16 protein-coding genes are annotated in these 25,486 nt (G+C 74.3%); 8 read left to right on the top strand and 8 right to left on the bottom strand.

What is annotated here, in order from left to right; all coding sequences use genetic code 11:
* Positions 1-68 precede the first annotated feature (68 nt).
* The 3 genes from mqo to AC3AQ1_RS05520 are packed head-to-tail and all read left to right on the top strand — an operon-like array spanning position 69 to position 5,189.
* Complete coding sequence (gene mqo, locus AC3AQ1_RS05530) at positions 69-1,538, top strand: malate dehydrogenase (quinone) (RefSeq protein ID WP_108720005.1); 1,470 nt, start codon at positions 69-71, stop codon at positions 1,536-1,538.
* On the top strand, positions 1,538-3,028 hold the full coding sequence (locus AC3AQ1_RS05525) for a phytoene desaturase family protein (protein ID WP_108718159.1): 1,491 nt from the start codon (positions 1,538-1,540) through the stop codon (positions 3,026-3,028). Before mqo ends, AC3AQ1_RS05525 begins: the two co-directional genes overlap by 1 nt.
* A 40-nt stretch (positions 3,029-3,068) precedes the next feature.
* Positions 3,069-5,189, top strand: coding sequence for a S9 family peptidase (locus AC3AQ1_RS05520; RefSeq protein WP_108718158.1), 2,121 nt, complete (start codon positions 3,069-3,071; stop codon positions 5,187-5,189).
* A 20-nt stretch (positions 5,190-5,209) separates the two neighbouring features.
* On the opposite strand, the gene AC3AQ1_RS05515 is transcribed toward AC3AQ1_RS05520, so the two are convergent.
* From AC3AQ1_RS05515 to AC3AQ1_RS05505, 3 genes are read right to left on the bottom strand one after another with little or no spacing between them, the layout of a single operon-like run.
* The gene (locus AC3AQ1_RS05515; RefSeq protein ID WP_159096401.1) at positions 5,210-6,142 is read right to left on the bottom strand and encodes an HTTM domain-containing protein; all 933 of its coding nucleotides are present in this window, start codon (positions 6,140-6,142) and stop codon (positions 5,210-5,212) included.
* Positions 6,124-6,720, bottom strand: coding sequence for a hypothetical protein (locus tag AC3AQ1_RS05510; protein ID WP_108718156.1), 597 nt, complete (start codon positions 6,718-6,720; stop codon positions 6,124-6,126). Before AC3AQ1_RS05510 ends, AC3AQ1_RS05515 begins: the two co-directional genes overlap by 19 nt.
* 9 nt (positions 6,721-6,729) lie before the next feature.
* Positions 6,730-8,124, bottom strand: a complete 1,395-nt coding sequence (locus tag AC3AQ1_RS05505) for a glycoside hydrolase family 15 protein (RefSeq protein WP_108718155.1) — start codon at positions 8,122-8,124, stop codon at positions 6,730-6,732.
* Positions 8,125-8,463: 339 nt separating this feature from the next.
* Between AC3AQ1_RS05505 and groL the strand changes: the two genes are divergently transcribed.
* Together groL and pulA are read left to right on the top strand one after the other, a co-directional pair.
* Positions 8,464-10,092, top strand: coding sequence for a chaperonin GroEL (groL, locus tag AC3AQ1_RS05500; protein ID WP_108718154.1), 1,629 nt, complete (start codon positions 8,464-8,466; stop codon positions 10,090-10,092).
* Between the two features lie 975 nt (positions 10,093-11,067).
* Positions 11,068-17,184, top strand: a complete 6,117-nt coding sequence (gene pulA, locus AC3AQ1_RS05495; RefSeq protein ID WP_108718153.1) for a pullulanase-type alpha-1,6-glucosidase — start codon at positions 11,068-11,070, stop codon at positions 17,182-17,184.
* An 85-nt stretch (positions 17,185-17,269) separates the two neighbouring features.
* Here the strand turns inward: pulA and AC3AQ1_RS05490 are convergent, their stop codons facing one another.
* From AC3AQ1_RS05490 to AC3AQ1_RS05470, 5 genes are all read right to left on the bottom strand, one after another.
* Entirely contained in the window at positions 17,270-18,349 is a 1,080-nt protein-coding gene (locus AC3AQ1_RS05490) for a DUF4031 domain-containing protein (protein WP_108718152.1), read from the bottom strand.
* A 10-nt stretch (positions 18,350-18,359) separates the two neighbouring features.
* Entirely contained in the window at positions 18,360-18,935 is a 576-nt protein-coding gene (locus tag AC3AQ1_RS05485) for an NUDIX hydrolase (protein ID WP_199916532.1), read from the bottom strand.
* On the bottom strand, positions 18,932-20,548 hold the full coding sequence (locus AC3AQ1_RS05480; protein WP_108718151.1) for a glycoside hydrolase family 32 protein: 1,617 nt from the start codon (positions 20,546-20,548) through the stop codon (positions 18,932-18,934). Before AC3AQ1_RS05480 ends, AC3AQ1_RS05485 begins: the two co-directional genes overlap by 4 nt.
* Positions 20,549-20,759: 211 nt before the next feature.
* Positions 20,760-21,050, bottom strand: coding sequence for a WXG100 family type VII secretion target (locus AC3AQ1_RS05475; RefSeq protein WP_108718150.1), 291 nt, complete (start codon positions 21,048-21,050; stop codon positions 20,760-20,762).
* A 48-nt stretch (positions 21,051-21,098) separates the two neighbouring features.
* Positions 21,099-21,962, bottom strand: coding sequence for an HD domain-containing protein (locus tag AC3AQ1_RS05470; protein ID WP_234417814.1), 864 nt, complete (start codon positions 21,960-21,962; stop codon positions 21,099-21,101).
* Positions 21,963-22,135: 173 nt separating this feature from the next.
* Between AC3AQ1_RS05470 and AC3AQ1_RS05465 the strand changes: the two genes are divergently transcribed.
* From AC3AQ1_RS05465 to AC3AQ1_RS05455, 3 genes are all read left to right on the top strand, one after another.
* On the top strand, positions 22,136-22,969 hold the full coding sequence (locus AC3AQ1_RS05465; protein ID WP_108718148.1) for a DUF1206 domain-containing protein: 834 nt from the start codon (positions 22,136-22,138) through the stop codon (positions 22,967-22,969).
* A 1-nt stretch (position 22,970) separates the two neighbouring features.
* Positions 22,971-23,645: a phosphatase PAP2 family protein gene (locus tag AC3AQ1_RS05460; RefSeq protein WP_234417812.1), complete on the top strand. Its 675-nt coding sequence runs from the start codon at positions 22,971-22,973 to the stop codon at positions 23,643-23,645.
* Between the two features lie 439 nt (positions 23,646-24,084).
* Positions 24,085-25,431 carry an ABC transporter substrate-binding protein gene (locus tag AC3AQ1_RS05455; RefSeq protein WP_108718147.1) on the top strand — a complete coding sequence of 449 codons (1,347 nt, stop codon included), beginning with the start codon at positions 24,085-24,087 and terminating at the stop codon, positions 25,429-25,431.
* Positions 25,432-25,486 lie beyond the last annotated feature (55 nt).

Genomic DNA, 25,486 nt, shown 5'->3' with positions numbered 1-25,486 from the left:
GGACGCATCGGCGTGAGGTGCACGACCCCGGTTCCGCGTTCCGTCCGCCGACGTTCTACGGTGGGCCCATGCCCACACCGCGCAACGACGCCACGGTCGACTACGCCCTCATCGGCGGCGGCATCATGAGCGCCACCCTCGCGCTCCTGCTCACCGAGCTCGACCCCGGCGCCACCGTCCACGTCTACGAGCGCCTGCCCGAGGCCGCGCAGGAGAGCTCCAACCCGTGGCGCAACGCCGGGACCGGGCACGCGGCGCTGTGCGAGCTGAACTACACGCCCGAGCGCCCCGACGGCAGCATCGACATCGCGAAGGCCGTGGCCGTGAACGAGCAGTTCCGCGCCTCGCGCGAGCTGTGGTCCTACCTCGAGGCCAAGGGCGCGCTCGGGGAGGAGTCGGCGTTCCTGCACGACGTGCCCCACCTCACGCTCGTCACGGGCGCGGACGGCGTGGACTTCCTGCGCCGGCGGTACGAGGCGATGCGCGCGCACCCGAACTTCGCGGCGATGGAGTACTCCGAGAGCCTCGAGGAGATCCGGTCCTGGGCACCGCTGCTCGGTGCCGGGCGTCCGGCCGATGAGCCGATCGCCGCGACGCGCGTGGTCGAGGGCACCGACGTCGACTTCGGCGCCCTCACGCGCGACATGTTCGCCGCCGCGAAGCGCCGCGGCGTCGTCGTCCACCTCGGCGCCGAGGTTCGCGGGGTCCGGCGCGACGGCGACGGGTGGCGCCTGCGGATCCGGGACCGGTCCTGGCAGACCATCGGCGAGCCGGCAACGGCGCGTGCCCGGTTCGTCTTCGTCGGCGCCGGCGGCGGCGCGCTGCGGCTGCTGCAGTCCTCCCGCATCCCGGAGATCCGCGGCTACGGCGGCTTCCCGATCGCGGGGCAGTTCCTGCGCACGTTCGACCCCGACCTCGTCGCGCAGCACCACGCCAAGGTCTACGGCCGCGCCGACGTCGGTGCGCCGCCGATGTCGGTGCCGCACCTGGACACCCGCGTGGTCGGGGGGCGGACCGCCCTCATGTTCGGGCCGTTCGCCGGCTTCAGCATGAAGTTCCTCGTGCACGGCTCGCTGTTCGACGCGCTGCGCACGATCCGCCCCGGCAACCTGCTGCCGATGCTCGCCGTCGCGAAGGACAACCTCGACCTCGTGAAGTACCTGGTCAAGGAGCTCGTCGCGACGCCGGCGCAGCGCCTGCGGACCATGCAGAAGTTCTACCCCGACGCGGGCAAGGCCGAGTGGACCCTCATCAACGCCGGCCAGCGCGTGCAGATCATCAAGCCGCACCCGACGAGGAAGGGCTCGCTGGAGTTCGGCACCGAGGTCATCGCGGCCGGCGACGGCAGCATCGCGGGCCTGCTCGGCGCCTCGCCGGGTGCCTCGACCGCGGCGTTCGCGATGTCGAAGGTCATCGAGCAGTGCTTCGGCGACGACCGGCCCGAGTGGGTCGATCGGCTCCACGAGATCATGCCGAGCCTCGCGGGCGGTGGCAGCAGCAAGCGTCGCGATCCCGCGAAGCCGGTGGGGCCGGTCTGATGGCCCGCGAGGAGGTCGACGCCGTCGTCGTCGGCTCGGGACCGAACGGGCTCGCCGCCGCGGTGACGCTCGCACGGGCCGGGGTCGGCGTGCGCCTCTACGAGGAGCAGGACACCCTCGGCGGCGGGTCCCGGACCCTCGACCTCGAGCTCGCTCCCGAGCTCGCGCCCGGTCTGCGCCACGACATCTGCTCCGCGGTGCACCCCATGGCGCTCGCCAGCCCGTTCCTCGCCGAGTTCGACCTCGCCGCGCGCGGCGTGGACCTGCGCGTCCCGGAGATCTCCTACGCCCAGCCGCTCGACGGCGGGCGGGCCGGCCTCGCCTGGCACGACCTGGACCGCACGGCGGCCGGGCTCGGCGCCGACGGCGCGGCGTGGCGCGCGCTGCTGGGCCCGCTCGTCGAGCGGCCCGACGCCGTGGTCGGCCTCGCGATGGGCGACAAGCGCTCGGTGCCGCGCGAGGTGCTCGACCCCTCCGGCGTACGTGCGGCCCTCGCGTTCGGCGCGGCCATGCTCGAGCAGGGCACGAACGCGTGGGGCCGGCGGTTCACCGGCGACGTCGCACCTGCCCTGATCACGGGCGTCGCGGCGCACGCGATCGGCCCGGTCCCCGGCCTCGCCGCCGCCGGCACGGCCCTTCTGCTCGCGAGCCTCGCGCACGCCGGCGGCTGGCCGATCCCGGTCGGCGGCAGCCAGGCGATCACCGACGCGCTCGTGGCGGACCTGCTCGCGCACGGCGGGGAGATCGTCACCGGCCGCGGCATCACCACCTGGCGGGAGCTGCCCCGCGCGCGCACCTATCTCTTCGACACGACCCCGACCGCCGTGCTGCGGATCTGGGACGAGCGGCTGCCCGCGAGGGTGTGGGACGCCTACGCCGCCTACGAGTACGGCGACGCGGCCGCCAAGGTCGACTTCGTGCTCCGCGAGCCCGTGCCGTGGGCGGCCGAGGGCGTCGAGCACGCCGGCACGGTGCACGTCGGCGGCTCGCAGCAGGACATGGCCTACGCCGAGCAGGCGGTCGCCGACGGCTGGCACGCCGAGCGGCCCATGGTCCTCGTGAGCGACCCGACCGTCGTGGACCCCTCGCGACGCGTGAACGGTGCGATCCCGCTGTGGACCTACGCGCACGTCCCGCACGGCTCGCCCGAGGACGTCACGGAGGCGGTGACCGCCCAGATCGAGCGCTTCGCGCCCGGCTTCCGCGACGTCGTCGTGACCTCGCGGTGCGTGCCCGCGGACCGGATGGCCGCGCACAACGCCAACTACGTCGGCGGCGACATCGCCGCGGGCGCGGTGACCCTGACCGGGATGATCGCGCGCCCGCGCGCCGCGTGGGACCCGTACGCCACGGGCGTGCCGGGCGTGTACCTGTGCTCGGCGTCGACGCCCCCCGGGCCCGGCGTGCACGGGATGTCCGGCTGGTTCGCCGCGCGCCGCGCGCTGCGGCACCGCTTCGGCCAGCGCTCGGCCCCGTCGCTCGCCCCCTGACCTGCATCGGGACGGCAGCCGCCGGACGTAGGGTCGAGCGGTGAAGCCCGAGCACCTCGCGCTCCTGCGCGTTCCCGGCCGTCCCACCGTCGATCCCACGGGGGAGTACGCCGTCGCCGCCGTCGCGCGGCCCGAGCTCGACGAGGACGCGTACCGCAGCCGCCTGTGGCGCTTCCCGCTGTCCGGCGCACCCGCGTGGCCGCTGACGGCCGGGGAGTCCGACAGTCAGCCCGTGCTGTCCCCCGACGGCCGCCTGCTCGCGTTCCTGCGCCGCGTGGACGGGCGCGCCCAGCTCGCCGTGCTGGACACCCGGGGCGGGGAGCCGCGCGTGCTCACCGCGCACCGCCTCGGCGTGGAGGGCCGGCCCGTCTGGTCGCCGGACTCCACCCGCCTCGCCTACGTCGCGCGGGTGCCGGAGGAGGGCCGATTCTCCACACGCGACGGCGTGGGTCCCGAGGCCGAGCCCGCGCGCCGGATCACCCGGTTCACCTACCGCAGCGACGGCGTCGGGTTCACGATCGGGCGCCCCACGCACGTCCACGTGCTCGACGTGCCCCGCACCGCGCGGCCGGTCGACGGCGCGCCCGAACCGGTCCGGCCGCTCCGGCTGACCGACGGCGAGCCCGCCGTGATCGACCCCGTCTGGACGCCGGACGGCGCGGCCCTGCTGGCGCTGCGCGCGCGGGCCGACCGGCTCGGCGCCGACCTCGTGCGGCTCGCGCTGCCGGAGCCTGGTCAGCCCGACGGCCGACCGGACGGCCGGCCCGACGGCGACGTGTCCGACGACGAGGAGGCCGCGCGCGACGGGGTGCTCGTCCCCGTCCGCCCCGTCGTCGTCGAGCTGCCCGGCACGCTCGTCGCCGACGCCGTGGCCTTCGGACGCGACGCACCCGACGTCCTGCACCTGCTCGTCTCCGACCTCGGCCCGGACGCGCTCGGCTTCGTCGGCACGAACTCGGCGCTCGCGCGCGGTCGCCTCGACGGCGGCACGCTCACCGACGTCCGCGTGCTCACCGATCCGCTGCTCGACGACCTCGCGGGTGGCACGGGCGACGGCACCTTCCAAGTGCTGCCCGGCGGCGCGGACGCACCCGTGCTGCTGCGCCGCGTGCGCCGGGGCCGCACCGAGCTCGTGCTCGCCCGGCTGACCACGGCCGAGGGGGCGGGCGGGGGAGAGGCGGTGCTCGACGTCGTGCACCCGGGCTCGATCACCGGCGCGACGGCGCTCGCGGACGGGCGGCTCGTCGCGAGCGCGACGCTCGTGGACTCCCCGGGCGAGCTGCTGCTGCTCGAGCCGGCCACGCTCGACGCGTCCGCGCCCGACGGCGAGACGCACCTCACCGACCTCGGCGCGGCGCTGCGGGAGATCGCCCCGGTGCGGGTGCCCGTGGTGGTGCCGGCGACGTCCGCCGACGGCGAGCCCGTGCACGGCTGGCTCACCACGCCCGACCCCGCGGTGCACGGCGAAGGCCCGTACCCGACGCTGCTGCTCATCCACGGCGGCCCGTACGCCGCGTACGAGGACACGTTCTTCGACGAGGTGCAGGTCTACACGGGGGCGGGCTACGCCGTCGTGTACGGCAACCCGCGTGGGAGCGCCGGGTACGGCGCGGCGCACGGACGCGCGATCGTCGAGGGCTTCGGCACGGTCGACGCCGACGACGTGCTCGCGCTCCTCGACGCCGCCTTCGCAAGGCACGCCGAGCTCGACGCCACGCGCGTCGGCGTCCTCGGGGGCTCGTACGGCGGGTACATGACGGCGTGGCTCACGACCCGGCCTGACGCGCGTGAGCGGTTCCGGGCCGCGATCGTCGAGCGCGGGTTCCTGGACCCGGTGAGCTTCGAGGGCTCGAGCGACATCGGCTGGTTCTTCGGCCTGCGCTACCTCGGCGAGGACGCCGACCGCGTCGCGGCGCAGAGCCCGATGGCCCGGATCGGCGACGTCGTGACGCCGACGCTGGTCATTCACTCCGAGCAGGACTGGCGGTGCCCGGTGGAGCAGGGGCAGCGCTGGTTCGTGGGGCTGAAGCGGCGCGGCGTGGAGGCGGAGCTGCTGCTGTTCCCGGGCGAGGGGCACGAGCTGTCCCGGTCGGGGCGGCCGACGCACCGTCGGCAGCGGTTCGAGGCGATCCTGGACTGGTGGTCCCGCTACCTCGCCTGAGCCGTAGCACCCGTCAGGCGTCAGCGACGCGCGAACCGGCGCACGAACGGCAGCCGTTCGAGCGGCAGGAACGCGGCCCAGCACACCACGGTCGGCAGGAAGTGGATGCCGAGCGACAGGTACGTCATGAGGTGGAAGAACAGGAAGACGCCGATCATGAGGTACAGCCACCTCCCGCGCAGCCACAGCACCACCGGTGAGGCGAGCTCGAGCAGGAACAGCCCCCACTGCCCGATCACGAGCAGCCACGGGTAGTCCAGCGTCCACCGGATGAGCGCCGACCCGCGTCGGGTGATCGCCCAGACGAACACCGCCGAGCTGGGCCAGCCCCACAGCGAGCCGGCGCGCAGGATCTTGAGCACCGCCGACCCCACGTACGTAGCGACGACGGCGAGCTGCACGCTGCGCAACGCCCACCCGGCCGCCTCGCTCGGGCGCGTGTCGCCGAGGGTGGCGCGGCCCGCCGTCGGGAGCACGGTGATCGCGACCATGATCGCGAGGTGGTCGTGGCTGACGTAGCCGAAGCCCATCGAGTTGAGCATCCAGACCCAGAACGCGCCCGCGAGGAGCCAGCCCGTCGTGCGCTGCCAGCGGCCCGCGAGCACCGCGGCGATCGCAGCCGCGACCAGCGCGAGGATGCCCCACCTCAGAGCGATCGCGACCTCGGGCGTGAGCGGCGGCAGGTGCAGCGCGCGGGCCAGCCACGTCGGGCGGTACAGCTCGGGCACGTAGGAGTGCGCCACCACGCTCGCGCGGATCCAGAGGATCTCCAGCGGCAGGAACGCGTAGAGGAGGATCCGGAACACGGCGAGCCGCGCCCGGGGCACGGGCGCGACGAACCAGCGCACGACGGCGGAGGCTCGCCCCCGCGGCTCGCTCGCCTCGGCCGGGGGTCGGCTCGCCGCCGACTGGTGGCTCGCCGTCGTGCCGCCCATCACGGCTGCACCTGCCACTCGGCGAGCGTCTCGATCGTCGGCTCGCCCACGGCGCGCCCGTTCTCCAGCTGCGTGACCGAGCGGCGCAGGTAGAGGACCTCGGGCTGCGGGCGGTCCGGCCGCAGCTCGGCGTAGGAGTCGGCGATCTGCTGGAGCAGCGACGGGTCGTCGATGAAGCGGCCGAGCTGTCCCTCGATCTCCCCGCGCTGGATGCCCGTCGACCCGGCCGACAGCCCGAGCGTGCGCGGCTGCGTCTCGCCCTCGAACAGGGCCTCGACGTAGACCGACCGGATCGTGCCGTTGACGTCCTTCGGCGCGCCGTACTGCGAGAGGGAGCCGAGCGGCCAGAAGTCGTCGGTGTCGACCACCTGCGCCGTCGCGAGGACCCCGAGCACCGCGGCGGTGGCGACGAGCCGCCAGATCAGTCCTCGGCGGGGGAGCCGGTCGACGGGCTCGGCGGGCGCCGTCGACGGCCCTGCCTGCTCGACGGCCGGCTCGCCGGCCGATTCGCCGTCGGGCTGGCCGCCGGCGCGCTCGGGCCCGACCGTGGCCCGTCCGCGGGCCCGGTCGGCACTCTCGCGGGCGGTCCGGGACACCGCGCCAACCTAGCGCGCCGGCAGCGCGCAGGCCGCGAGAACCACGGTGGCCGCGGTCCAGGCCAGGGGTGCGACCTCGGCCGGACTACCGTCGGCGAGCACCTTCTCGGGCAGCGCGCCGGAGGCGGTCCGGTGCTGCTCCAGCCAGGTCAGGAGGTCGGTCGCGAGGTCGACGTCGCCGGCGCTCGCGGCCGTCAGGGCGAACAGGCTCGTCTGGGGCGTCCACGAGACGCCGTCCTGGCGCCATGCCGCGCCGGGCGCGAGGCCACCCGCGGGGCGGGCCAGCGCGGTGAGACTCGCCCGCCACGCGTCCTCGACCCCGTCGACCGACGCGTTGAACGGCGGCAGCAGGAACGCCACCGAGGCGTCGAGCGCGTCGAGCGCCGGCCCGGAGGTGCCGTACCGGCGGAAGCCGGGTCCGAACGCGCGCTTGACGGCGTCGCTCACCTCCCCGGCGCGCGCCGCCGCCGCGTCGGCCACCTCGGCGCCGACGACGTCGCCCAGGCGCGCCGCCGCCTCGAGCCCGGTGAGCACGGCGCCCGCGGTGCCGAGCGTGAGGCGCTGCTCGGGCAGCTCCCAGTAGTCCGACGACGCCGGCGGGAGGACGTCGCCGTCGCCCGGGTCGGTGACGGCGAGCAGGTGCGCCGTCGCGGCGGAGGCCAGGGGCTCGACGGCGACCCGCGCCGAGGCGAGCGCTGCGGGGGAGTGCTCGCGCACCCGGGCGAGCACGCCGTCGGCGGCCCAGAGGACCCAGCCGACGCCGTCGAGCTGGTCCTCGCGGGCGTCCGGCACGCCGTCGCCCGTGGGCAGGTAGCGCGCGGCGAAGGCGCCGTCGGAGCGCTGGACGCCGGCGAGGAAGGACAGGACGGCGAGGGCGTCGTCGGTGTGGCCGGTCTCGGCGAGCGCGAGGGCGGCGAACGCGGCGTCGCGCGGCCAGACGTAGCGCCACGGGCTCGACCAGCCGGCGACGAGCGCGCCGGGTGCGGCGGGTGTGCCGTCCGGGGACGTGGGCGCGAGCAGGACGTGCAGGTCGAGCAGTGCGCCCTCGACGAGGTCGGCGAAGGCGCCGGGGCTCTCGCCGTCGGGGGAGCACGTGGTCCCGGCCTCGAGCCACGCGCGCTGCTGTGCGGCGAGGGCCGCCGCGGCGGGATCGGTCGCGGCCGCCTCGGCGAGGACGCGGGAGCCGGGGGAATAGGTCGCGCCGGTTCCGGCGGGGACGGCGTGCACGACGCCGTCGGCGGAGACCGCGAGCCCGTCCTGACGCAGCGGGGTGGTCGCGAGCGTGGCGACCCCCGAGGTCGGCGCGATCGACGCGAGGGCCGCGAGCACGGCGCACACCGCGACGCCGCGCCGCTGGCGCGCGTCACGTCCCCCGGGGCCCCCACGCCCCGACCCGCCGGCCATCGGGCCACGGTAGTCCCGCCGTCGGGCCCCCGCGTGCCGACTCGCGCCGCTTCCCGCCGCACCCGGCCTCGGGAGCGTGCGCTCGCCGTCGGGAGCCGTGTGCCGACTCGCGCCGCTTCCCGCCGCACCCGCCTCGGGAGCGTGCGCTCGTCGTCGGGCCCTGCTTGCACTCGGGAGGGGAGAGTGCCAATAATGGCGTTAGCACTCTCGCCGTGAGAGTGACAACAAGGCCGGTACCGATGAGGCGCCGCGCCGGGCGGGACATGACCGCCCGGGGTGACGTCGTCCGTCGCGGGCATCGCCCGGCCACCACCCCTCACACGGAGGATCTACAGCCACATGGCCAAGATCATTGCCTTTGACGAGGAGGCCCGTCGCGGCATGGAGCGGGGCCTCAACCGCCTCGCCGACGCCGTCAAGGTCACCCTCGGCCCGAAGGGCCGCAACGTCGTCCTCGAGAAGAAGTGGGGCGCCCCCACCATCACGAACGACGGCGTCTCGATCGCCAAGGAGATCGAGCTCGACGAGCCGTTCGAGAAGATCGGTGCCGAGCTCGTCAAGGAGGTCGCCAAGAAGACCGACGACGTCGCGGGCGACGGCACCACCACCGCCACCGTGCTCGCCCAGGCGCTCGTGCGCGAGGGTCTGCGCAACGTCGCCGCCGGCGCCAACCCGATCGCCCTCAAGCGGGGCATCGATAAGGCCGTCGAGGCCGTCACCGAGGCCCTGCGCACGCAGGCCAAGGAGATCGAGACCAAGGAGGAGATCGCCGCCACCGCCGCCATCTCCGCCAACGACCCCGCGATCGGCGAGCTCATCGCCGAGGCGATCGACAAGGTCGGCAAGGAGGGCGTCATCACGGTCGAGGAGTCCAACGCCCTCGGCCTCGAGCTCGAGCTCACGGAGGGCATGCGCTTCGACAAGGGTTACCTGTCGGCGTACTTCGTGACCGACCAGGAGCGCCAGGAGGCCGTCCTCGAGGACGCCTACGTGCTGCTCGTGGAGTCGAAGATCTCCACCGTCAAGGACCTGCTCCCGCTGCTGGAGAAGGTCATCCAGTCGGGCAAGCCGCTCGTCATCATCGCCGAGGACGTCGAGTCCGAGGCCCTGGCGACGCTCGTGCTCAACAAGATCCGCAACATCTTCCGGTCCGTCGCCGTCAAGGCGCCCGGGTTCGGCGACCGCCGCAAGGCGATGCTGCAGGACATGGCCATCCTCACCGGTGGTCAGGTCATCTCCGAGACCGTCGGCCTCACGCTCGAGAACGCCGACCTGTCCCACCTGGGCCAGGCGCGCAAGGTCGTCGTCACCAAGGACGAGACCACGATCGTCGAGGGCGCCGGCGACGCCGAGCTCATCGAGGGTCGCGTGCAGCAGATCCGCGCCGAGATCGAGAACTCCGACTCCGACTACGACCGCGAGAAGCTCCAGGAGCGCCTCGCGAAGCTGGCCGGCGGCGTGGCGATCATCAAGGCGGGCGCGGCCACCGAGGTCGAGCTCAAGGAGCGCAAGCACCGCATCGAGGACGCCGTGCGCAACGCGAAGGCGGCCGTCGAGGAGGGCATCGTCGCCGGTGGTGGCGTCGCTCTCATCCAGGCGGGCAAGGTCGCGTTCGAGGGCCTGTCCCTCGAGGGTGACGAGGCGACCGGCGCGAACATCGTGTCCGTGGCCATCGACGCTCCGCTCAAGCAGATCGCCGTCAACGCCGGCCTCGAGGGCGGCGTCGTGGCGGAGAAGGTCCGCAACCTGCCCTCCGGCCACGGCCTCAACGCCGCGACCGGGGTGTACGAGGACCTCCTCGCCGCCGGCGTGAACGACCCGGTCAAGGTCACGCGTTCCGCGCTGCAGAACGCCGCGTCGATCGCGGGCCTGTTCCTCACCACCGAGGCCGTCGTGGCCGACAAGCCGGAGAAGGCTCCGGCCGTCCCGGCCGGTGGCGGCGACGACATGGGCGGCATGGGCTTCTGAGCCTCGTCGCCTGAGGGCGCTGACTGAGGGGCCGGTTCGTCGGTTCCTCGGGCGGCTCCTCTCGCCTCACGTACGACGCACGACGCACGACGGCGGGCGGTCACCTTCGGGTGGCCGCCCGCCGTCGTTTGTACGGGCGGCGCCAGAGCCACCTGCTCCCACGCGCGACACCGCTGGCTCGGCGCGCCGCCCCGGGGGTGGTCACCTGGGGTGGTCCACCGCAGGGTGGCTCACCGCGCCACGGGCCCTGGCTGACCTGCACCGACGCCGGCGGCCCCCTGAGGTACGCCGCGGCCGGTGGCAGCGGTCTTGCCGCGTGTGGGGTGGAGGTGGCGGTGGCCGTGTCCACGTGGGGCGCGCCGCGGGGGTCGTGGCCGCGTGTGGGGTGGACGTGGCGGTGGCCGTGTCCACGTGGGGCGCGCCGAGCGGGTCGTGGCCGCGTGTGGGGTGGACGTGGCGGTGACCGTGTCCACGTCGGACGCGCTGAGCGGACCGTGGCCGCGTGTGGGGTGGACGTGGCGGTGACCGTGTCCACGTGGGGCGCGCCGGCGGGGTCGGGGGCGAGGGCGCCGCGAGGGCGACGGCACGCGCTCCGAGACTCCGTTGCAACTCGCGCAACGTCGAGATGAAAACGTGATGTCGTGTGAGCGCTTCCACCGCTCACGCGGCGGTCGCTAGTCGTGTGCAAGTGCTCGACACAGCGTCATACGTGCTGCAAGCAGTTCACTTTCTTGTCGTATCCGTGTGTCCCGGGTCACAATTGGGGAGGCTCGCGAGAGGCGATGACGCCTCCCGCGGGCCACGAAGCGCCGGGCCGACTGACCCCGACCACGGCGCTGCGCGCAGCACCGGCACGACCCAGCACCACCGTTCCACCGGACACCTCCAGCACCATCCGCACCACCCGCACCACCCGCACCACCACGAGCAACACCCGCACCACCCTGACCCGACGACGAGACCAGGACCTGACCCGTGCGCACCTCGAGCCCCACCCCGCTCCCCGCCCGCCGCCGCATCGCGGCGTTCGCCGCCCTCGCGCTCGTGCCCACCGGCCTCGGCGCCGTGGCCGCGCCGGTGATCGCGGCCCCCGCGACCGGCACCACCGCCGAGGCCGTCACGCCCACCGCCGACGGCGACCGCACCTTCACTCTCGTCGGCAGCCTCCAGGACGAGCTCGGCTGCCCGGGGGACTGGCAGCTCGACTGCGCGGCCACCGCACTGGCCCCGACCGGCGTCGCGAACCAGTACGCCGCCGACTTCGAGGTCCCGGCCGGCACGTACGAGTACAAGGTCGCGGTGAACAACGCGTGGGACGAGTCCTACGGCAAGGAGGGCGGCAGCGACAACGCGCCACTCACGGTCGCCGGCCCGACCACCCTGCGGTTCACGTTCGACGACGTCACGCACCGCACGGGCCTGACGCCCCTCGACCTGGGGGGCGACTACACCGCGGCCGACGACGCGCTCGTCGCCGCCCCCGTGCGCCAGCAGGGCGCGGGCGAGCAGTTCTACTTCGTGATGACCGACCGGTTCGCCAACGGCGACACCAGCAACGACACCGGCGGCCTCACCGGCGACCGCCTGACCACCGGCCTGGACCCGACCGACAAGGGCTTCTACCACGGTGGCGACATCGCCGGGCTGAGCGACCAGCTCGACTACATCGAGGGGCTGGGGACCACGGCGATCTGGCTCACGCCGTCGTTCATGAACCGTCCGGTCCAGGGCGAGGGCGCCAACGCCTCGGCCGGCTACCACGGCTACTGGATCACCGACTTCACCCAGATCGACCCGCACCTCGGCACGAACGAGGAGCTCGAGGCGTTCATCGACGACGCGCACTCGCGCGACATCAAGGTCTACTTCGACATCATCACGAACCACACGGCGGACGTGAACTCCTACGCCGAGGGCCAGTACGGCTACGTCGAGCAGTCGGCCGAGCCCTACCGGGACGCCGACGGCAACGCCTTCGACCCCGCGACCTACGCCGGCACGAACGACTTCCCCGAGCTGGACGCGGCGACGTCGTTCCCGTACACCCCGGTGATCGCCCCCGAGGACGCGAACCTCCGCGTCCCGAGCTGGCTGAACGACCCGACGCTCTACCACAACCGCGGCAACTCGACCTGGACGGGCGAGTCGGTCACGTACGGCGACTTCGACGGCCTCGACGACCTCATGACCGAGCACCCGCAGGTCGTCAACGGCTTCATCGACGTGTACGACGCGTGGGTCGACCTCGGCATCGACGGCTTCCGCATCGACACCGTCAAGCACGTCAACACCGAGTTCTGGAAGACGTTCACCGCGGCCGTCTCACAGCACGCGGCGGACCAGGGCCGTCCCGACTTCTTCATGTTCGGCGAGGTCTACGACGCCGACCCGACGAAGCTGAGCCCGTACGTGCGCACCACCGACATGGACTCGGTGCTCGACTTCTACTTCCAGCAGCAGGCGGTCTCCTACGCGTCGGGCAACTCCGCCAACGCGCTCGCCGCGCTGTTCGCGGGCGACGACTACTACACGACGGCGAGCACGTCCGCCTCCGCGCTGCCCTCCTTCCTCGGCAACCACGACATGGGCCGGGTCGGCTACGCGGTGCGCGGCACCGACGACCCCCTGCAGCGCTCGCTCCTCGCGCACCAGCTCATGTACCTCACGCGCGGCCAGCCGGTCGTCTACTACGGCGACGAGCAGGGCTTCACGGGGTACGAGGGCGCGGGCAACCTCGGCGGCAAGGACAAGGACGCCCGCCAGGACATGTTGGCCACGCAGGTCGCCGAGTACGCCGACCAGACCCTGCTCACCGGCGAGCAGGCGGGCACGGGGTCGCACTTCGACACCGACGCGCCGCTCTACACCGCGATCGCCGACCTCGCCGAGCTGCGCAGCAGCACCCCGGCGCTCACCGACGGCGCGCAGATCGAGCGCCTCGTCGACACCGACGCGGGCGTCTACGCGTTCTCGCGCGTCGAGCGCACCGAGCGGATCGAGCACCTCGTGGTGACGAACAACTCCACCTCCTCGCGCACCGTCGACGTGCCCACCCTCACGGCCGACGCCGCCTTCAGCCCGCTGTACGGGGACGTGTCGGCCACGACGTCCGACGCCGACGGCGTGGCGAGCGTGACCGTGCCGGCGCGCACCGCCGTCGTGCTCGTCGCCGACGCCCCGGTGACCGACCCGGACGGTGCCGCCGACATCGAGGTCTCGACGCCGGCGGCCGGCGCCGCCGTGACCGGCGTGAGCCCGGTCGCGGCGACGACGGCGGACTCGTGGCGCGAGACGTCGTTCGCCTGGCGCGTGGTCGGCTCCGAGACGTGGAACCCTCTCGGCACGGCCGAGGACACCACGCCGCGGGTCTTCCACGACGTGTCGGGCCTCGCCGCAGGCACGCTCGTGGAGTACCGCGCCGTGACCGTCGACGCGGGCGGGGACGCCTCCGCCGCCTCGACGTTCGCCTCCGTCGGCACCGACGTCACCACCGAGGGGCCGGCGGAGCCCGAGCAGCCGAGCTACGACTCGGTCGCCGTGCCCGGCTCGCACAACTCCGAGATGGGCTGCCCGGGCGACTGGCAGCCGGACTGCGCTGCGGCCCAGCTGACGCTCGGCACCGACGGCATCTGGTCGGGCACGTTCGACCTTCCGGCCGGCGACTACGAGTACAAGATCGCCGTCAACGGCAGCTGGGACGTCAGCTTCGGTGCGGGCGGCGTGCCCAGCGGGGCGAACGTGGCCTACTCCCACGCGGGCGGGGCGATCACGTTCTTCTTCGACCCCGTGAGCAAGCAGTTCTCGAGCACCGCCGAGGGCCCGATCATCACGCTCGCAGGCAGCTTCCAGTCCGAGCTCGGGTGCCCGAGCGACTGGGCCCCGGACCAGCTGTGCGCATGGCTCACCGACCCCGACGGCGACGGCGTCTACACGTTCAGCACCCCCGCGCTGCCGACCGGCTCGTACGAGGTGAAGGTCACGCACAACCGCTCGTGGGCCGAGAACTACGGCGTGGACGGCGTGCGGGACGGTGCGAACATCCCGTTCTCGGCCTCCGAGGGCAAGGTCACGGCCTTCAGCTACGACATCGCCACGCACCGCCTCACGGTGACTGTCGAGGACCCGCCGCTGCCCGGCACCGGCGAGCAGCGCGCGCACTGGGTGCGTGCGGGCCTGCTCGCCTGGCCGGCGGACCTCGGTGGGGCCGCGGCCGACGGCGGGACCTGGACCCTGCACCACGCCGCGAACGCGGGGCTCGTCGTCGGCGACGACGGCGTGACCGGCGGCGAGGACCTCGCCCTCAGCGTCGACCCCGCCGGCCTGCCGGCGGACGTGCTCGAGGACTTGCCCGCGCTCGCCGGGTACACCGCGCTGCGGCTGACCGGCGCGGACCGGTCCGAGATCGCCGAGATGCTGCGCCAGGAGGTCTGGGTGTCCCGCGCGGACGACGACGGGCTCACGGCCGTCACCGGGGTGCAGATCCCCGGCGTGCTCGACGACCTGTACGCGGGCGCCGTCGCCGACGTCGCGCTGGGCGTGACGTTCGACGACGACGGCGGCGCGGCCGTCTCGCTGTGGGCGCCCACGGCGCGCCTGGTCTCCCTGCAGGTGGGCGACGGCGGAGGCGAACCCTCGGGCGGCGTCGTCGCCGAGCTCGACCCCGCCTCGGGCGTCTGGTCGGTGCCCGCGGGCACGCTGGACGTGGGCGACACCTACCGCTGGACGGTGCGGGTGTACGCCCCGAGCACCGGAGCCATGGAGACCAACGTCGTCACCGACCCGTACTCCACGGCGCTGACGGTGAACTCCCAGGCGAGCGTCGTCGTCGACCTCGACGACTCCTCGACGCGGCCGGCGCAGTGGGAGGACACGGCGGCGCCCACGGTCGAGCGGACCGTGGACCGTGCGGTGTACGAGCTGCACGTGCGCGACTTCTCGATCGGCGACGAGACCGTCCCGGCCGACGAGCGCGGCACGTACGCGGCGTTCACGCACGCCGACTCCGCCGGCATGACGCACCTGAAGGAGCTGGCCGACGCCGGCATCACCACGGTGCACCTCCTGCCGACGTTCGACATCGCCTCGATCGAGGAGGACCGCGCCGCACAGGCGACGCCCGACTGCGACCTCGAGGCGCTGTCCGCCGCGAACCCGGCCGGCACCGAGCAGCAGGCCTGCGTCGGCGCCGTGCGCGCGGACGACGGCTACAACTGGGGCTACGACCCCTGGCACTACCAGGTGCCCGAGGGCTCCTACGCCACCGACCCCGACGGCGCGGCCCGCGTGACCGAGTTCCGCTCGATGGTCGGGGCGCTGCACGCCGCAGGCCTGGAGGTCGTGCTCGACCAGGTCTACAACCACACCGCGGCGTCCGGGCAGGCCGAGAAGTCGGTCCTGGACCGCATCGTGCCCGGGTACTACCAGCGCCTCGACGCGGCCGGGAAGGTGCAGACCTCCACGTGCTGCCAGAACGTGGCGACCGAGCACGAGGTGGCGCAGAAGCTCATGGTCGACTCGGTGGTGCTGTGGGCGCGGGAGTACCACGTCGACGGCTTCCGGTTCGACCTGATGGGGCACCACTCCACGGAGAACATGGCCGCCATCCGGTCCGCCCTGGACGAGCTGACGCTCGCCAAGGACGGCGTCGACGGGAAGTCGATCTACCTGTACGGCGAGGGCTGGGACTTCGGTGAGGTCGCCGGGAACGCGCTGTTCGAACAGGCCAAGCAGGGTCAGCTCGACGGGACGGGCATCGGGACGTTCAACGACCGGCTGCGCGACGGCGTGCACGGCGGTTCGCCCGTCGACGGCGACTCGACCTTCGACCAGGGCTTCGGGACGGGGCTCGGGACCGACCCGAACGGGCGCTCGCGCACGGGCGACGCCGACCTGGGCGGGCTCACCGACCTGGTGAAGCTCGGCATGGCCGGCAACCTGCGTGACTACTCGCTCGTGTCCGCCTCGGGTGCGACCGTCACCGGCGCCGAGCTGGACTACCGCGGCGCCCCGGCCGGGTACGCCTCGGAGCCCGACGAGATCGTGAACTACGTCGACGCGCACGACAACGAGACGCTGTACGACCTCTCGGTGCTCAAGCTCCCGACCGACACCACGATGGAGGAGCGGGTGCGGATGAACACCGTGCAGCTCGCCACCGTGGCGCTCGGCCAGTCGCCGTCGTTCTGGCACGCGGGCACCGAGCTGCTGCGCAGCAAGTCGCTGGACCGCGACTCCTACGACTCCGGCGACTGGTTCAACCGGATCGACTGGACGGGTCAGGAGAACACGTTCGGCTCCGGCCTGCCCGGCGCGTGGTCGAACGAGGCGAAGTGGCCGGTCATGACGCCGCTCCTGAGCGACCCGACGCTGAAGCCGGACGCCGACGCGATGGCGGCGGCGAACGACCAGGCGCTCGAGCTGCTCCGGGTCCGCTCGGAGGTCCCGCTGCTGCGACTGGGCAGCGCGGACCTCATCGAGCAGAAGGTCACGTTCCCGGGCAGCGGCCCGGACGAGGCCGCCGGGACGATCGCGATGCTCGTGGACGACACCGTGGGCGAGGAGGTGTCCGAGGACCTCGCCGGCGCGCTCGTGCTGATCAACGCCTCGCCCGACGACGTCACGCGGACCTTCCCCGACCTCGTGGGCCGCGAGTTCGCCCTCACCCCGGCGCAGGCCGACGGCGAGGACGCGGTGGTCGCGGGCGTCACCTGGGACGCCTCGACCGGGTCCGTGACGGTGCCGGCGCGCTCCTACGCGGTGCTCACCGAACCCGACTATGTGGCGCCGCAGCCCGTGGCGACCACCACGTCGCTGTGGCTCTCGCAGCACGAGGTGCGCCGCAGCCAGTTCCTGCCGGTGTTCGGGTTCGCCACCGTGCGGACGGCGGACGGCACCCCGGCACGCGGGTCGCTCGAGGTGCGGGTGGGCAACCGCGTGGTGAGCACCACGCCGGTGATCATCGGCATCTCGGCGACCGTGATCTGGCCGCGCACGCTGTCGACGGGGACCTACGACGTCACGGCGACGTTCGTGCCGCGGGACCCGACGACGCAGGCCGGTTCCAGTACGGCCACCCCGCTCCGGGTGCGCTGAGCCGGCGGCTCGCGATCGGTGCGGACGATTCCGGAGCCCGGCGCTCCGGAATCGTCCGCATCGATGTGCCGCGGGCGCGAACCGGTCACTCCAGCGCCGCAACCTCGGCGGCCACGTTGGCTCGGGCCCGGTGCTCCCACCATCTCGACCCGGCGCCGGTGGCGTACAGCGGACCCGAGAGCAGCGCGGTGAGGATCGCGGAGCGACCCGCGCGGAACTCCCGGTCCGGGACGTCGGCGTACTCGCCGCGGATCGCGGCGGCGTAGTCGGCGTACCGCGCGGGTGCGGCGCCCAGAACCGCGAGGTCGGCGTCGCACAGCACGGCCCCGACGGCGTCGCTCGCCTCGACCTGGTGCGTCGCCGTGAGCAGCACGAGTCGGGCGACCTCGTCGGCGTCGGGGTCGCCGAGCGCGGTGAGCGTGCGTCGGGCCAGCGCCGCGGAGGCGGCCTCGTCGCTGTCGGGCGCTCCGTCGGGCGCGGCGCCACCGGGCACGCCACCGCTGGACGCACCGCCGTCGGATGCGCCGTCTCGTCGCGCCGCGGCGCCGCGGGAGAGCCCGGAGCGGTGCACGGCGTCGTGGAACCAGGCGGCGAGGGACGCGCGGCGGTGGGCTGCGCCGTCGAGCCCTTCGGCCGCGGCGAGCGCGTCGACGGCGTCGAGCGTCTCGGTCAGGTGCTGGGTGTCGTGGTACAGGCGGCCGCGCTCGCCCCACCGGGCGAGCAGGTCGGCGCCGACGCGTGACCATGCGTCGTGCTCGGGGGCGCCGGGGGTGACGTCGCGGCCGGACGGCGAGCTCGCCGTCGGGGGAGTCACCGCAGCCGTCCCCGTCTCGCGCGGGCGGCGCGTGTCGGCGGCGGGCGCGAGGGCCGTCCAGCGCGCCTCGAGCGCGGCGCGGTCCCGCGCGCGGTCACGCGGGGTGCGCCGCAGGCCGGACGCGCGCAGCGCGCGCACGAGCTCGTGCGCGGTGACGGCCTGCGCCCCGAGGGCGATCAGGTCGGTGTACCGCTCGGCCGGGACGTCGTAGTGGTCGCGCTCGAAGCCGCGGGCAGGAAGACCGGCGCGTACCGCGAAGGTGTGCAGCTCGGCGAGCGAGGTGTCGGAGACGAGGTGCGACCAGAGCGTGCCGTGCGCCGGCCAGAGCGGTGGGTCCAGGAGCAGCGTCACGCAGGCGAGGCTAGCCCCGCGGGGTGCGCGCGAGCGCGGCGGCGACCTCGGCCGCGAGCCGTTCCGGGCGCGGCGCGGGCAGCGCGTCGACCGGCCACCAGCGCAGGTCGTCGGACTCGTCGCTGATCGTGGCGACCGGCGGGGTGCCGTCCGCGGTCGGCCGCGTGCGCACCACGAAGCCGACGTTGAGGTGGCGGGTGGGCACGCCGAGCGAGCACGTGAACGGGTGCGCGTCCAGGCGCACGGGCTCCGAGCCGATGACGACGTCGACGAGCCCCGTCTCCTCGCGCACCTCGCGCAGCGCGCCGTCGGCGAGGGTGGCGTCCTCGGGCTCGCAGTGCCCGCCGGGCGGCAGCCACATGCCGGCGCGTGGGTGCAGCACGAGCAGGGTGTCCCTCGCGGTCGCGTCCAGCACGACTGCCCCGACCGTCACGTGGCCCGGCGCATGGGCGCGCCAGAGCGCGTCGGAGGTGGTCGCGAGCAGCGCGAGGTAGGCCTCGCGGAGCGTCGCCTGCTCCTGCGTCGGCGCGGGCCAGCCCGCGAGCAGCGCGAGCGCCGAGCCGGCCAGCGGGTGCGCCTCGGTCACGGGCGCACGGCCTCGGCCGACCGGGCGTCGGGCGTCTGCTCGACCTCGTCCGTCGGCGCGGCGCCGCGGTGCTCGCCGTCGCGCTCGGTCCGCGCCAGCACCTCGGGGCGCACGACGGCGAGCCGACCGCTCGCGGCGCCGTCGCCGTCGCGCTCGGTCCGCGCCAGCACCTCGGGGCGCACGACGGCGAGCCGACCGCTCGCGGCGCCGTCGCCGTCGCGCGCGGTCACCACCCAGCGCTCGGACGGTCTGGGGTAGACGCGCTCGGTGTGCGCCTGCCCGTCCACGAACGCCTCGAGGATCGAGTGGTCGACGGCGACCAGCACGTCGGCGCCCACGCCCGTCCACACCTCGCGCTCGCCGTCGGGGCCGGCCAGCGCGACGCGCACCGTGTGGCGCGGGGGCTCGGACCCTGCCTGCCGGGGTGCGCCCGCGGCCGGGCGTGTGCCGGACGTATCGACCGCGCCTCCCGGGGCGGGTGACGCGGCGTCTGCGCAGCCGGCGCCCGCGACCGACGCCTCGGCGACGGCGAGCCAGACGCGATCGCCGGTCTCGCCGTCGTGCGGGTGAAGGTCTCCGTGCGCGGCGAGGACCTCCGGGGCGAGCGCGGTCACGACCCGGTCGCCGGCGACGTCGAGCGTGCGGGGATAGGTGAGCGTGCCGGTCCAGTCCCGCTCGGACAGGTTCGGCGGCGGGGCGACTCCGTCCGCCTCCCACGCCCACCCCCACAGCAGCACGCGGGAGGTCGCGGAGCCGGACCGCTTCTGCTCCACGTCCGCCAGGTCGAGCACGGCCTGGGGCGCGTAGAAGGCGGGCCCGTCGTCGATCGGACCGCCGGCGCGCGGCACGAACCGCACGCCGGCGCCGACACCGTCGTCCTCGGTCGGCTCGAGCCCGCCGAGCAGCCACGCGACGCGCTGCGGACCGTGGCCCAGGGCGGCAGCGGCTTCCGAGTCCCAGAGCGAGAGCAGCAGGACCCAGTCCTCGCCCACGGGAACGAGCTGCGGGCACTCCCAGATCGCACCCGGCGCGTACTGCGCCGCGACCGGGTCGTCGCCGCGCAGGAGGGTGCCCAGCGGGCGCCAGTGGTCCAGATCGTCCGCGTCGAACAGCAGGAGCAGCGCCACGCCGTCGGCCGTCCCGCCGCCCTGGACGGCGAGCCGGCGGCCGCGCCACGTGAACAGGTACGGGTCGCGGACGTCGCGCACGCCTTCGGGAGAGGGCGGGGTGACGACCTCGTCGGGCTGGCGCCACGCGTCGGCCGCGGTTCGGCGCGCGATGGCCACCCGCGCCTGCGCGGCTCCGCCGACGGGCACGGCGGTGTAGACCAGGGCGGGCTCGCCGTCGACCACGTGCGCGACCCCCGTCCACACGCCGTCCTCGTCGATCGTGCCGGGCCGCGGCACGAGCGCCGGTGGGTGCGTGCGCCACGTGACGAGGTCGGTGGAGGACAGGTGGGCCCACTCGATGTCGCCCCACGCCGTCCCGACGGGGTTGTGCTGGCACATGACGTGCCAGCGGCCGTCCCAGCGGCCCACGCCGCACGGGTCGTTGACCCACCCCGTCCTCGGTCGGGCGTGCAGCTGAGGGCGGTGCAGATCGGGGGTGGTCACCTGGGCAGGCTAGTAGCCCGGGCGCGAGCGTGCCCGCCGGTCGAGCGTGCTCGCCGGCCACGAGCGCGCCCGCGCGGCACGCGGCGCCCCGCGGGGCTCGCGGCGCCCGCGCGGCTCGCGGCGCCCGCGCGGCTCGCGGCGCCCCGCTCACCGCGAGCGCGCCCGCGCGTCACCTGGCCACGAGCGCGCCGCGGGGCTCGCGGCGCTTGCGTCACACCGCGAACAGCCGCGTCGTCGCCGCCTCCGTGTCCGAGTAGTGCGCGGCCGCCTGGTCCAGGGCCACGCCGATGGAGTCGAGCGAGGACTCGACCTGGGCCTGGGTGGTGCGCCACTGCGCGGCGAGGGCGCCGAACTGCGTCGCGGCGCCGCCCTGCCACGAGGCCTCGAGGGTGGCCAGGTGCCGCATCATCGCCGCGACCTCCGTGGCGATCGCGAGGCCCGAGGCCCGGGTGGCGGCGGCCGCGCCGGCCACCGCCTCCGCGTCGACCGTGTACTGCGTCATGGTGCTCCTCCGTGTCCTGCCCGCACGGGCGGCGGGCCTGGAAGGAGGCTACGAACGCGGTTGGCTGCGCGGGGCGCGGCCCAGCGTCGTCGTGGACACGTCGGCGAGCGAGCGCTCGTGGGACAACTCGCGCGGGCGTGGCTGCGGTCCCTCGCCGGTGTGCGGCGTGGGGGCGGCCGTCTGCGCGGGGGCGCCCTCGCCGTCGGGCTCGTGCCCCGTGCGCTCGAGCTCGTCGAGCTCGTCGGTGAGGCGGGTGAGCTCGGCCGCGAGGTTCTCGCGCGCCGCCTCCTCCCACTGCTGGCCCATCGGGCTGCAGAACAGGCGTGGCCGAGCGCGCAGCTTCTGCAGGATCGCGATCCGGGCCTCGAGGTAGTCCTCTGCGGGGATGTGGGCGTACTCGGCGCGGATGTTGCGCAGGTACTCCGCGTACTTCTGCGGCTCCGCGGCGAGACCGGCGAGGTCGGCGTCCGACAGCGCCTGGGCGTCGACGTCGCTCGCGGCGGCGGAGTGCCGGTGCACCTGCTCGACCATCGCGGCGATCCGGTCGACGACGTCGGCCGGGACGCCGATCGTGGGCAGCTCGCGCCGCGCGCGCTCGGCGCCGGCGATCGGGTCCTCGCCGCCCTTGTGCGCGTAGCTGGCCCGACGCGCGGAGGTGAACTCGGCGCCGTGGTACCAGCCGGCCAGGCGTACCGCGTCCGGGTCGTGGGTCTCCTCGGCCAGCTGGTCGATGCTGGCGAGGACGTCCACGAGGTGCCGGATCGCGTGGTGCCTGCGGTCGGCGCTCGTCCAGCTCGAGACGAGCCCTGCGGCCACGTCCTCGATCCGTTCGGTCGGTGCGTTCGCGCCGATCGCCTTGGCGCTCCGCACGAATGCGGGCACGAGCCACTGCGGCGCTTCCGTCACGCCCATCGTCATATCCAGTCGTCGGGGTCAGGCACGCTCAGAGAGCCCGGCCATCGTAACCCCGGGGCGCCGGACGGGCGCCTGGGCGGGCGAACGGCGCCTACAGGAACGGCGGTGGGCGGCCCGCGGCGGCGTCGCGCCTCCGGGGCGGCGTCGAGCGGCTGTGGCAGGCTGCCCGGATGACCTCATCGACGAGCGGGAGCGCCGGCGGCGGCACGAGCGGGCCGAGCGGGGGAGTGGACGCGGCACGCGGCGGTCGCTCGGGCGACGCGTGGGAGAAGGCGGCTCGCGCGGGCTACGCCGTCAGCGGTGCGCTCCACCTCGTGCTCGGCTTCCTCATCGTGAGCATCGCCTTCGGCAGCGGCGCCGAGGCCGACCAGAGCTCCGCGCTCGGCACGCTCGGCCACTCACCGCTGGGGGCGGGCGTGCTCTGGCTCGCCGCGGTCGCGTTCCTCGCGCTCGGCGGCTGGCAGGTCGCGGACGCGGTGCACGACGGCGAGCCGGCCGATCGGGCGAAGGCGGCCGGCCGCGGTGCGATGTACCTCGTCCTGGCGTTCGTGTCGGTCTCGCTTGCGCTCGGGTCGGGCGGGTCGAACGGCGACGGCCAGGCGCAGGGGTTCGCGGGCGCGCTCATGCAGGCGCCGGCCGGACGGCTTCTCGTGGGCGCGATCGGGCTGGGCATCCTGGCCGGCGGCGCCTACCACGTGGTGAAGGGCGCCAGGAAGACGTTCCTCGAGGACCTCCAGGCCACTCCGGGTGGTCAGCTCGGCCGCGGCGTGCGGGCGATGGGGACGGTCGGCTACATCGCGAAGGGCGTGGCGCTCGCCGTCGTGGGCGTGCTGTTCGTCGTCGCGGCCGCGACGGCCGACCCCGAGCAGGCGCAGGGGATCGACGGCGCGATCGACAGCCTGCTCGGACTCCCCGGCGGGCCGGCGATCGTCGTCGCGGTCGGCGTCGGGTTCGCGGCGTACGGCGTCTACTCCTTCGCCCGCGCGCGCTACGCGAGGATGTGACGTGCTCGCCGGACCCCCGCCGACCGCGCCGAGCAGGGCGGAGGTGGGCCGCGCCGTCGTGCGCCGTGTGCTGATGCCGGCAGCGGTGCTGTGGGTCGTCGTGGTCGGGGTCGGGTTCCTCCTCATGTCGGTGCTCGCGCTGCCCGAGGTCGGCGTCAACGAGGCGCTGGCGCGGGCGCGGACACCCGTCTGGGACACAGTCTCCGCCGTGCTGTCCGGGCTGGGCACCACCGAGGCGCTGATCGGCACGTGCGTCGTGGTGGTGGGCCTCGTGTGGTGGCGGACGCGGCGGTGGTGGTTCGCCGTGGTGCCCGCGATCGCGCTCACCGTGCAGACCGCGGTCTTCCTCACGAGCTCGCTCGTGGTCGGTCGCGAGCGCCCGGACGTGCCGCGGCTCGACGAGGCGCCACCGACCTCCGGCTTCCCGAGCGGGCACTCAGGCGCCTCGACGGCGTTCTACGTGGCGTGTCTGCTGTGCGCGACCCGGATCCGCATCCCCTGGTTGCGCGTGCTCGTGCAGGTGGTGTGCGCGCTGGTGCCGCTCGCCGTCGGGGTGGCGCGGGTGTACCGCGGGATGCACTTCCCGAGCGACGTGCTTGCCGGGTTCGCGGTGGGCATCACGTGCGCCGTCATCGGGTGGCGCTGGCTGCCGAGCCGGCCGGGCCGCGGGCGCTGAGCCCGGGCGCGCGCCGGCGTCGGTGCGTCGGGGCGGGTGCGTCGGGGCGGACGAGTCGCGGGCTGACGGTGGACGATCCCTGGGCACCGCGGGGGCGTGCAGGCGCCGGCCCCGACGAACTGACTGGTCGCCCTGACACATTGACTGGTCCGACCCCGCTGCCGCCGACGCGACCTGGGCAGACGCACGCCGAAGCGACCGCTGAAGGCATCTGGCCAGTCAAAGCGCCAGGGCGACCAGTCACAGCGTCCGGGCCGCGGCGCGTACCCGGACGTGGCGGGCCTGGTGGGGTGAGGCGACGACCCTCGGCGGGCGGCCACGCCCGGGTGAGACACCGAACCGCTTGACGGTGCTAGATCGATTCAATAGCCTCCTGCGTCACCAGTGTTGTACCGATTTAGCGGACGTCGTCGTCCGGGAGCAGAGAGGCTCGTCGCCCATGAGAAGGCCCGTCATCGCGTTTGCCGCCGCGCTGGCCGCCGCCGGTCTGGCGCTCACCGCCTGCAGTTCCGGAGGCGGTGGCGGAAACGCCACCGACGACGCGGGCGCCGGCGACGGCACCTCGGCCGGTGAGGCCACGCCGGACACGACCCCGGTGACGATCACGCTCACGTGGTGGGGCAACGAGGACCGTGCCGCCATGTACGAGGAGGCCGTGGACCTCTTCGAGGAGAAGTACCCCTACATCACGGTGCAGACGAGCTGGCAGGCGTTCTCCGACTACTGGACCGCGCGCAACACCGAGGCGGCCGGGAGCGCGCTGCCCGATGTCATGCAGTTCGACTCGACGTTCCTGCGCGAGTACGCCCAGAGCGGCCGCCTGCTCGACCTCACCGAGCTCGTGGCCGACGGCGACATCGACCTCTCCGGCGTGGACCCCGCACTCGTGGACGGCGTGTCCCTCGACGGCGAGACCCTCGGGATCCCGACGGGCACCAACACGCTCGGGATGTTCGTCAACCCGACCGTGCTCGAGCAGGTCGGGCTGGACTTCCCCGCCGACGGCTACACGTGGGAGGAGTACAACGACTACGTCCAGCAGGTCGCGGACGCCGGGGTGAAGACCGCCGACGGGTACCAGATCTACGGTTCGGGCGACTACACCGGGACGTTCTGGTTCTTCCTGCAGTGGCTCGTGCAGCAGGGGGTCGAGCCGTTCACCGACGACGGTCAGATCGGCTTCACGCAGGACGACGTCGTGACCTGGCTCGACAGCGTCAAGGACCTGCGCGACGGCGGGGCGTTCTTCCCGGTGGACCGCAACGTGGCGCTCTCGCCCAAGGGTGGTTTCACGGTCAACGAGGTGGGCTCCGAGGCCTCCTGGGACAACTTCCTCGCGACCTACACCGCCGAGACCGGCACCGACTCCCTCGAGCTGGTGCCGATCTGGTCGGGCGAGGACGGCACCCAGAACTTCTTCCGCGCCTTCATGATGGCGGCCGGTGCGAACACCGAGCACCCCGAGGCGACGGCGCTGCTGCTGAACTTCTTCGCGAGCGAGCCCGAGGTGGGCGCGATCTTCGGGACGTCCAAGGGCATCCCGGCGGACGAGGAGCAGCGCGCCGCGGTCGACGCGCCCGAGGGGTCGGTCGACGCGAAGGTCATCGCCTACGAGGAGGCCGTGCGGGAGACGGGGAGCGTCGCGACCGCGCCGATCCCGGTGCTCGGGTTCGGCACGGTCGAGGAGAAGTGGAAGCAGCTGGGCGAGGAGCTCGACTACGGCACCATCACGGCGCAGGAGTTCGCCGAGCAGTGGTTCGCCGAGGCCGAGCTGGCGGTGGGCTGAGGACCGCCGCCATGCGGCCGGGGCCCGCGGCACGTAACGATTCAGTCTCGGGCCC

Source organism: Miniimonas sp. S16 (assembly GCF_057748195.1).
Note: the sequence above shows the minus strand (reverse complement) of the source record. Positions and strands in the feature narration are given on the sequence as shown.

Bases quoted from the DNA above. Each gene is read 5' to 3' on its own strand.
- mqo (WP_108720005.1), top strand. From the start codon at position 69: ATGCCCACACCGCGCAACGACGCCACGGTCGACTACGCCCTCATCGGC.
- AC3AQ1_RS05525 (WP_108718159.1), top strand. From the start codon at position 1,538: ATGGCCCGCGAGGAGGTCGACGCCGTCGTCGTCGGCTCGGGACCGAAC.
- AC3AQ1_RS05505 (WP_108718155.1), bottom strand. From the start codon at position 8,124: ATGGCCGGCGGGTCGGGGCGTGGGGGCCCCGGGGGACGTGACGCGCGC.
- groL (WP_108718154.1), top strand. From the start codon at position 8,464: ATGGCCAAGATCATTGCCTTTGACGAGGAGGCCCGTCGCGGCATGGAG.
- AC3AQ1_RS05475 (WP_108718150.1), bottom strand. From the start codon at position 21,050: ATGACGCAGTACACGGTCGACGCGGAGGCGGTGGCCGGCGCGGCCGCC.
- AC3AQ1_RS05470 (WP_234417814.1), bottom strand. From the start codon at position 21,962: ATGGGCGTGACGGAAGCGCCGCAGTGGCTCGTGCCCGCATTCGTGCGG.
- AC3AQ1_RS05465 (WP_108718148.1), top strand. From the start codon at position 22,136: ATGACCTCATCGACGAGCGGGAGCGCCGGCGGCGGCACGAGCGGGCCG.
- AC3AQ1_RS05455 (WP_108718147.1), top strand. From the start codon at position 24,085: ATGAGAAGGCCCGTCATCGCGTTTGCCGCCGCGCTGGCCGCCGCCGGT.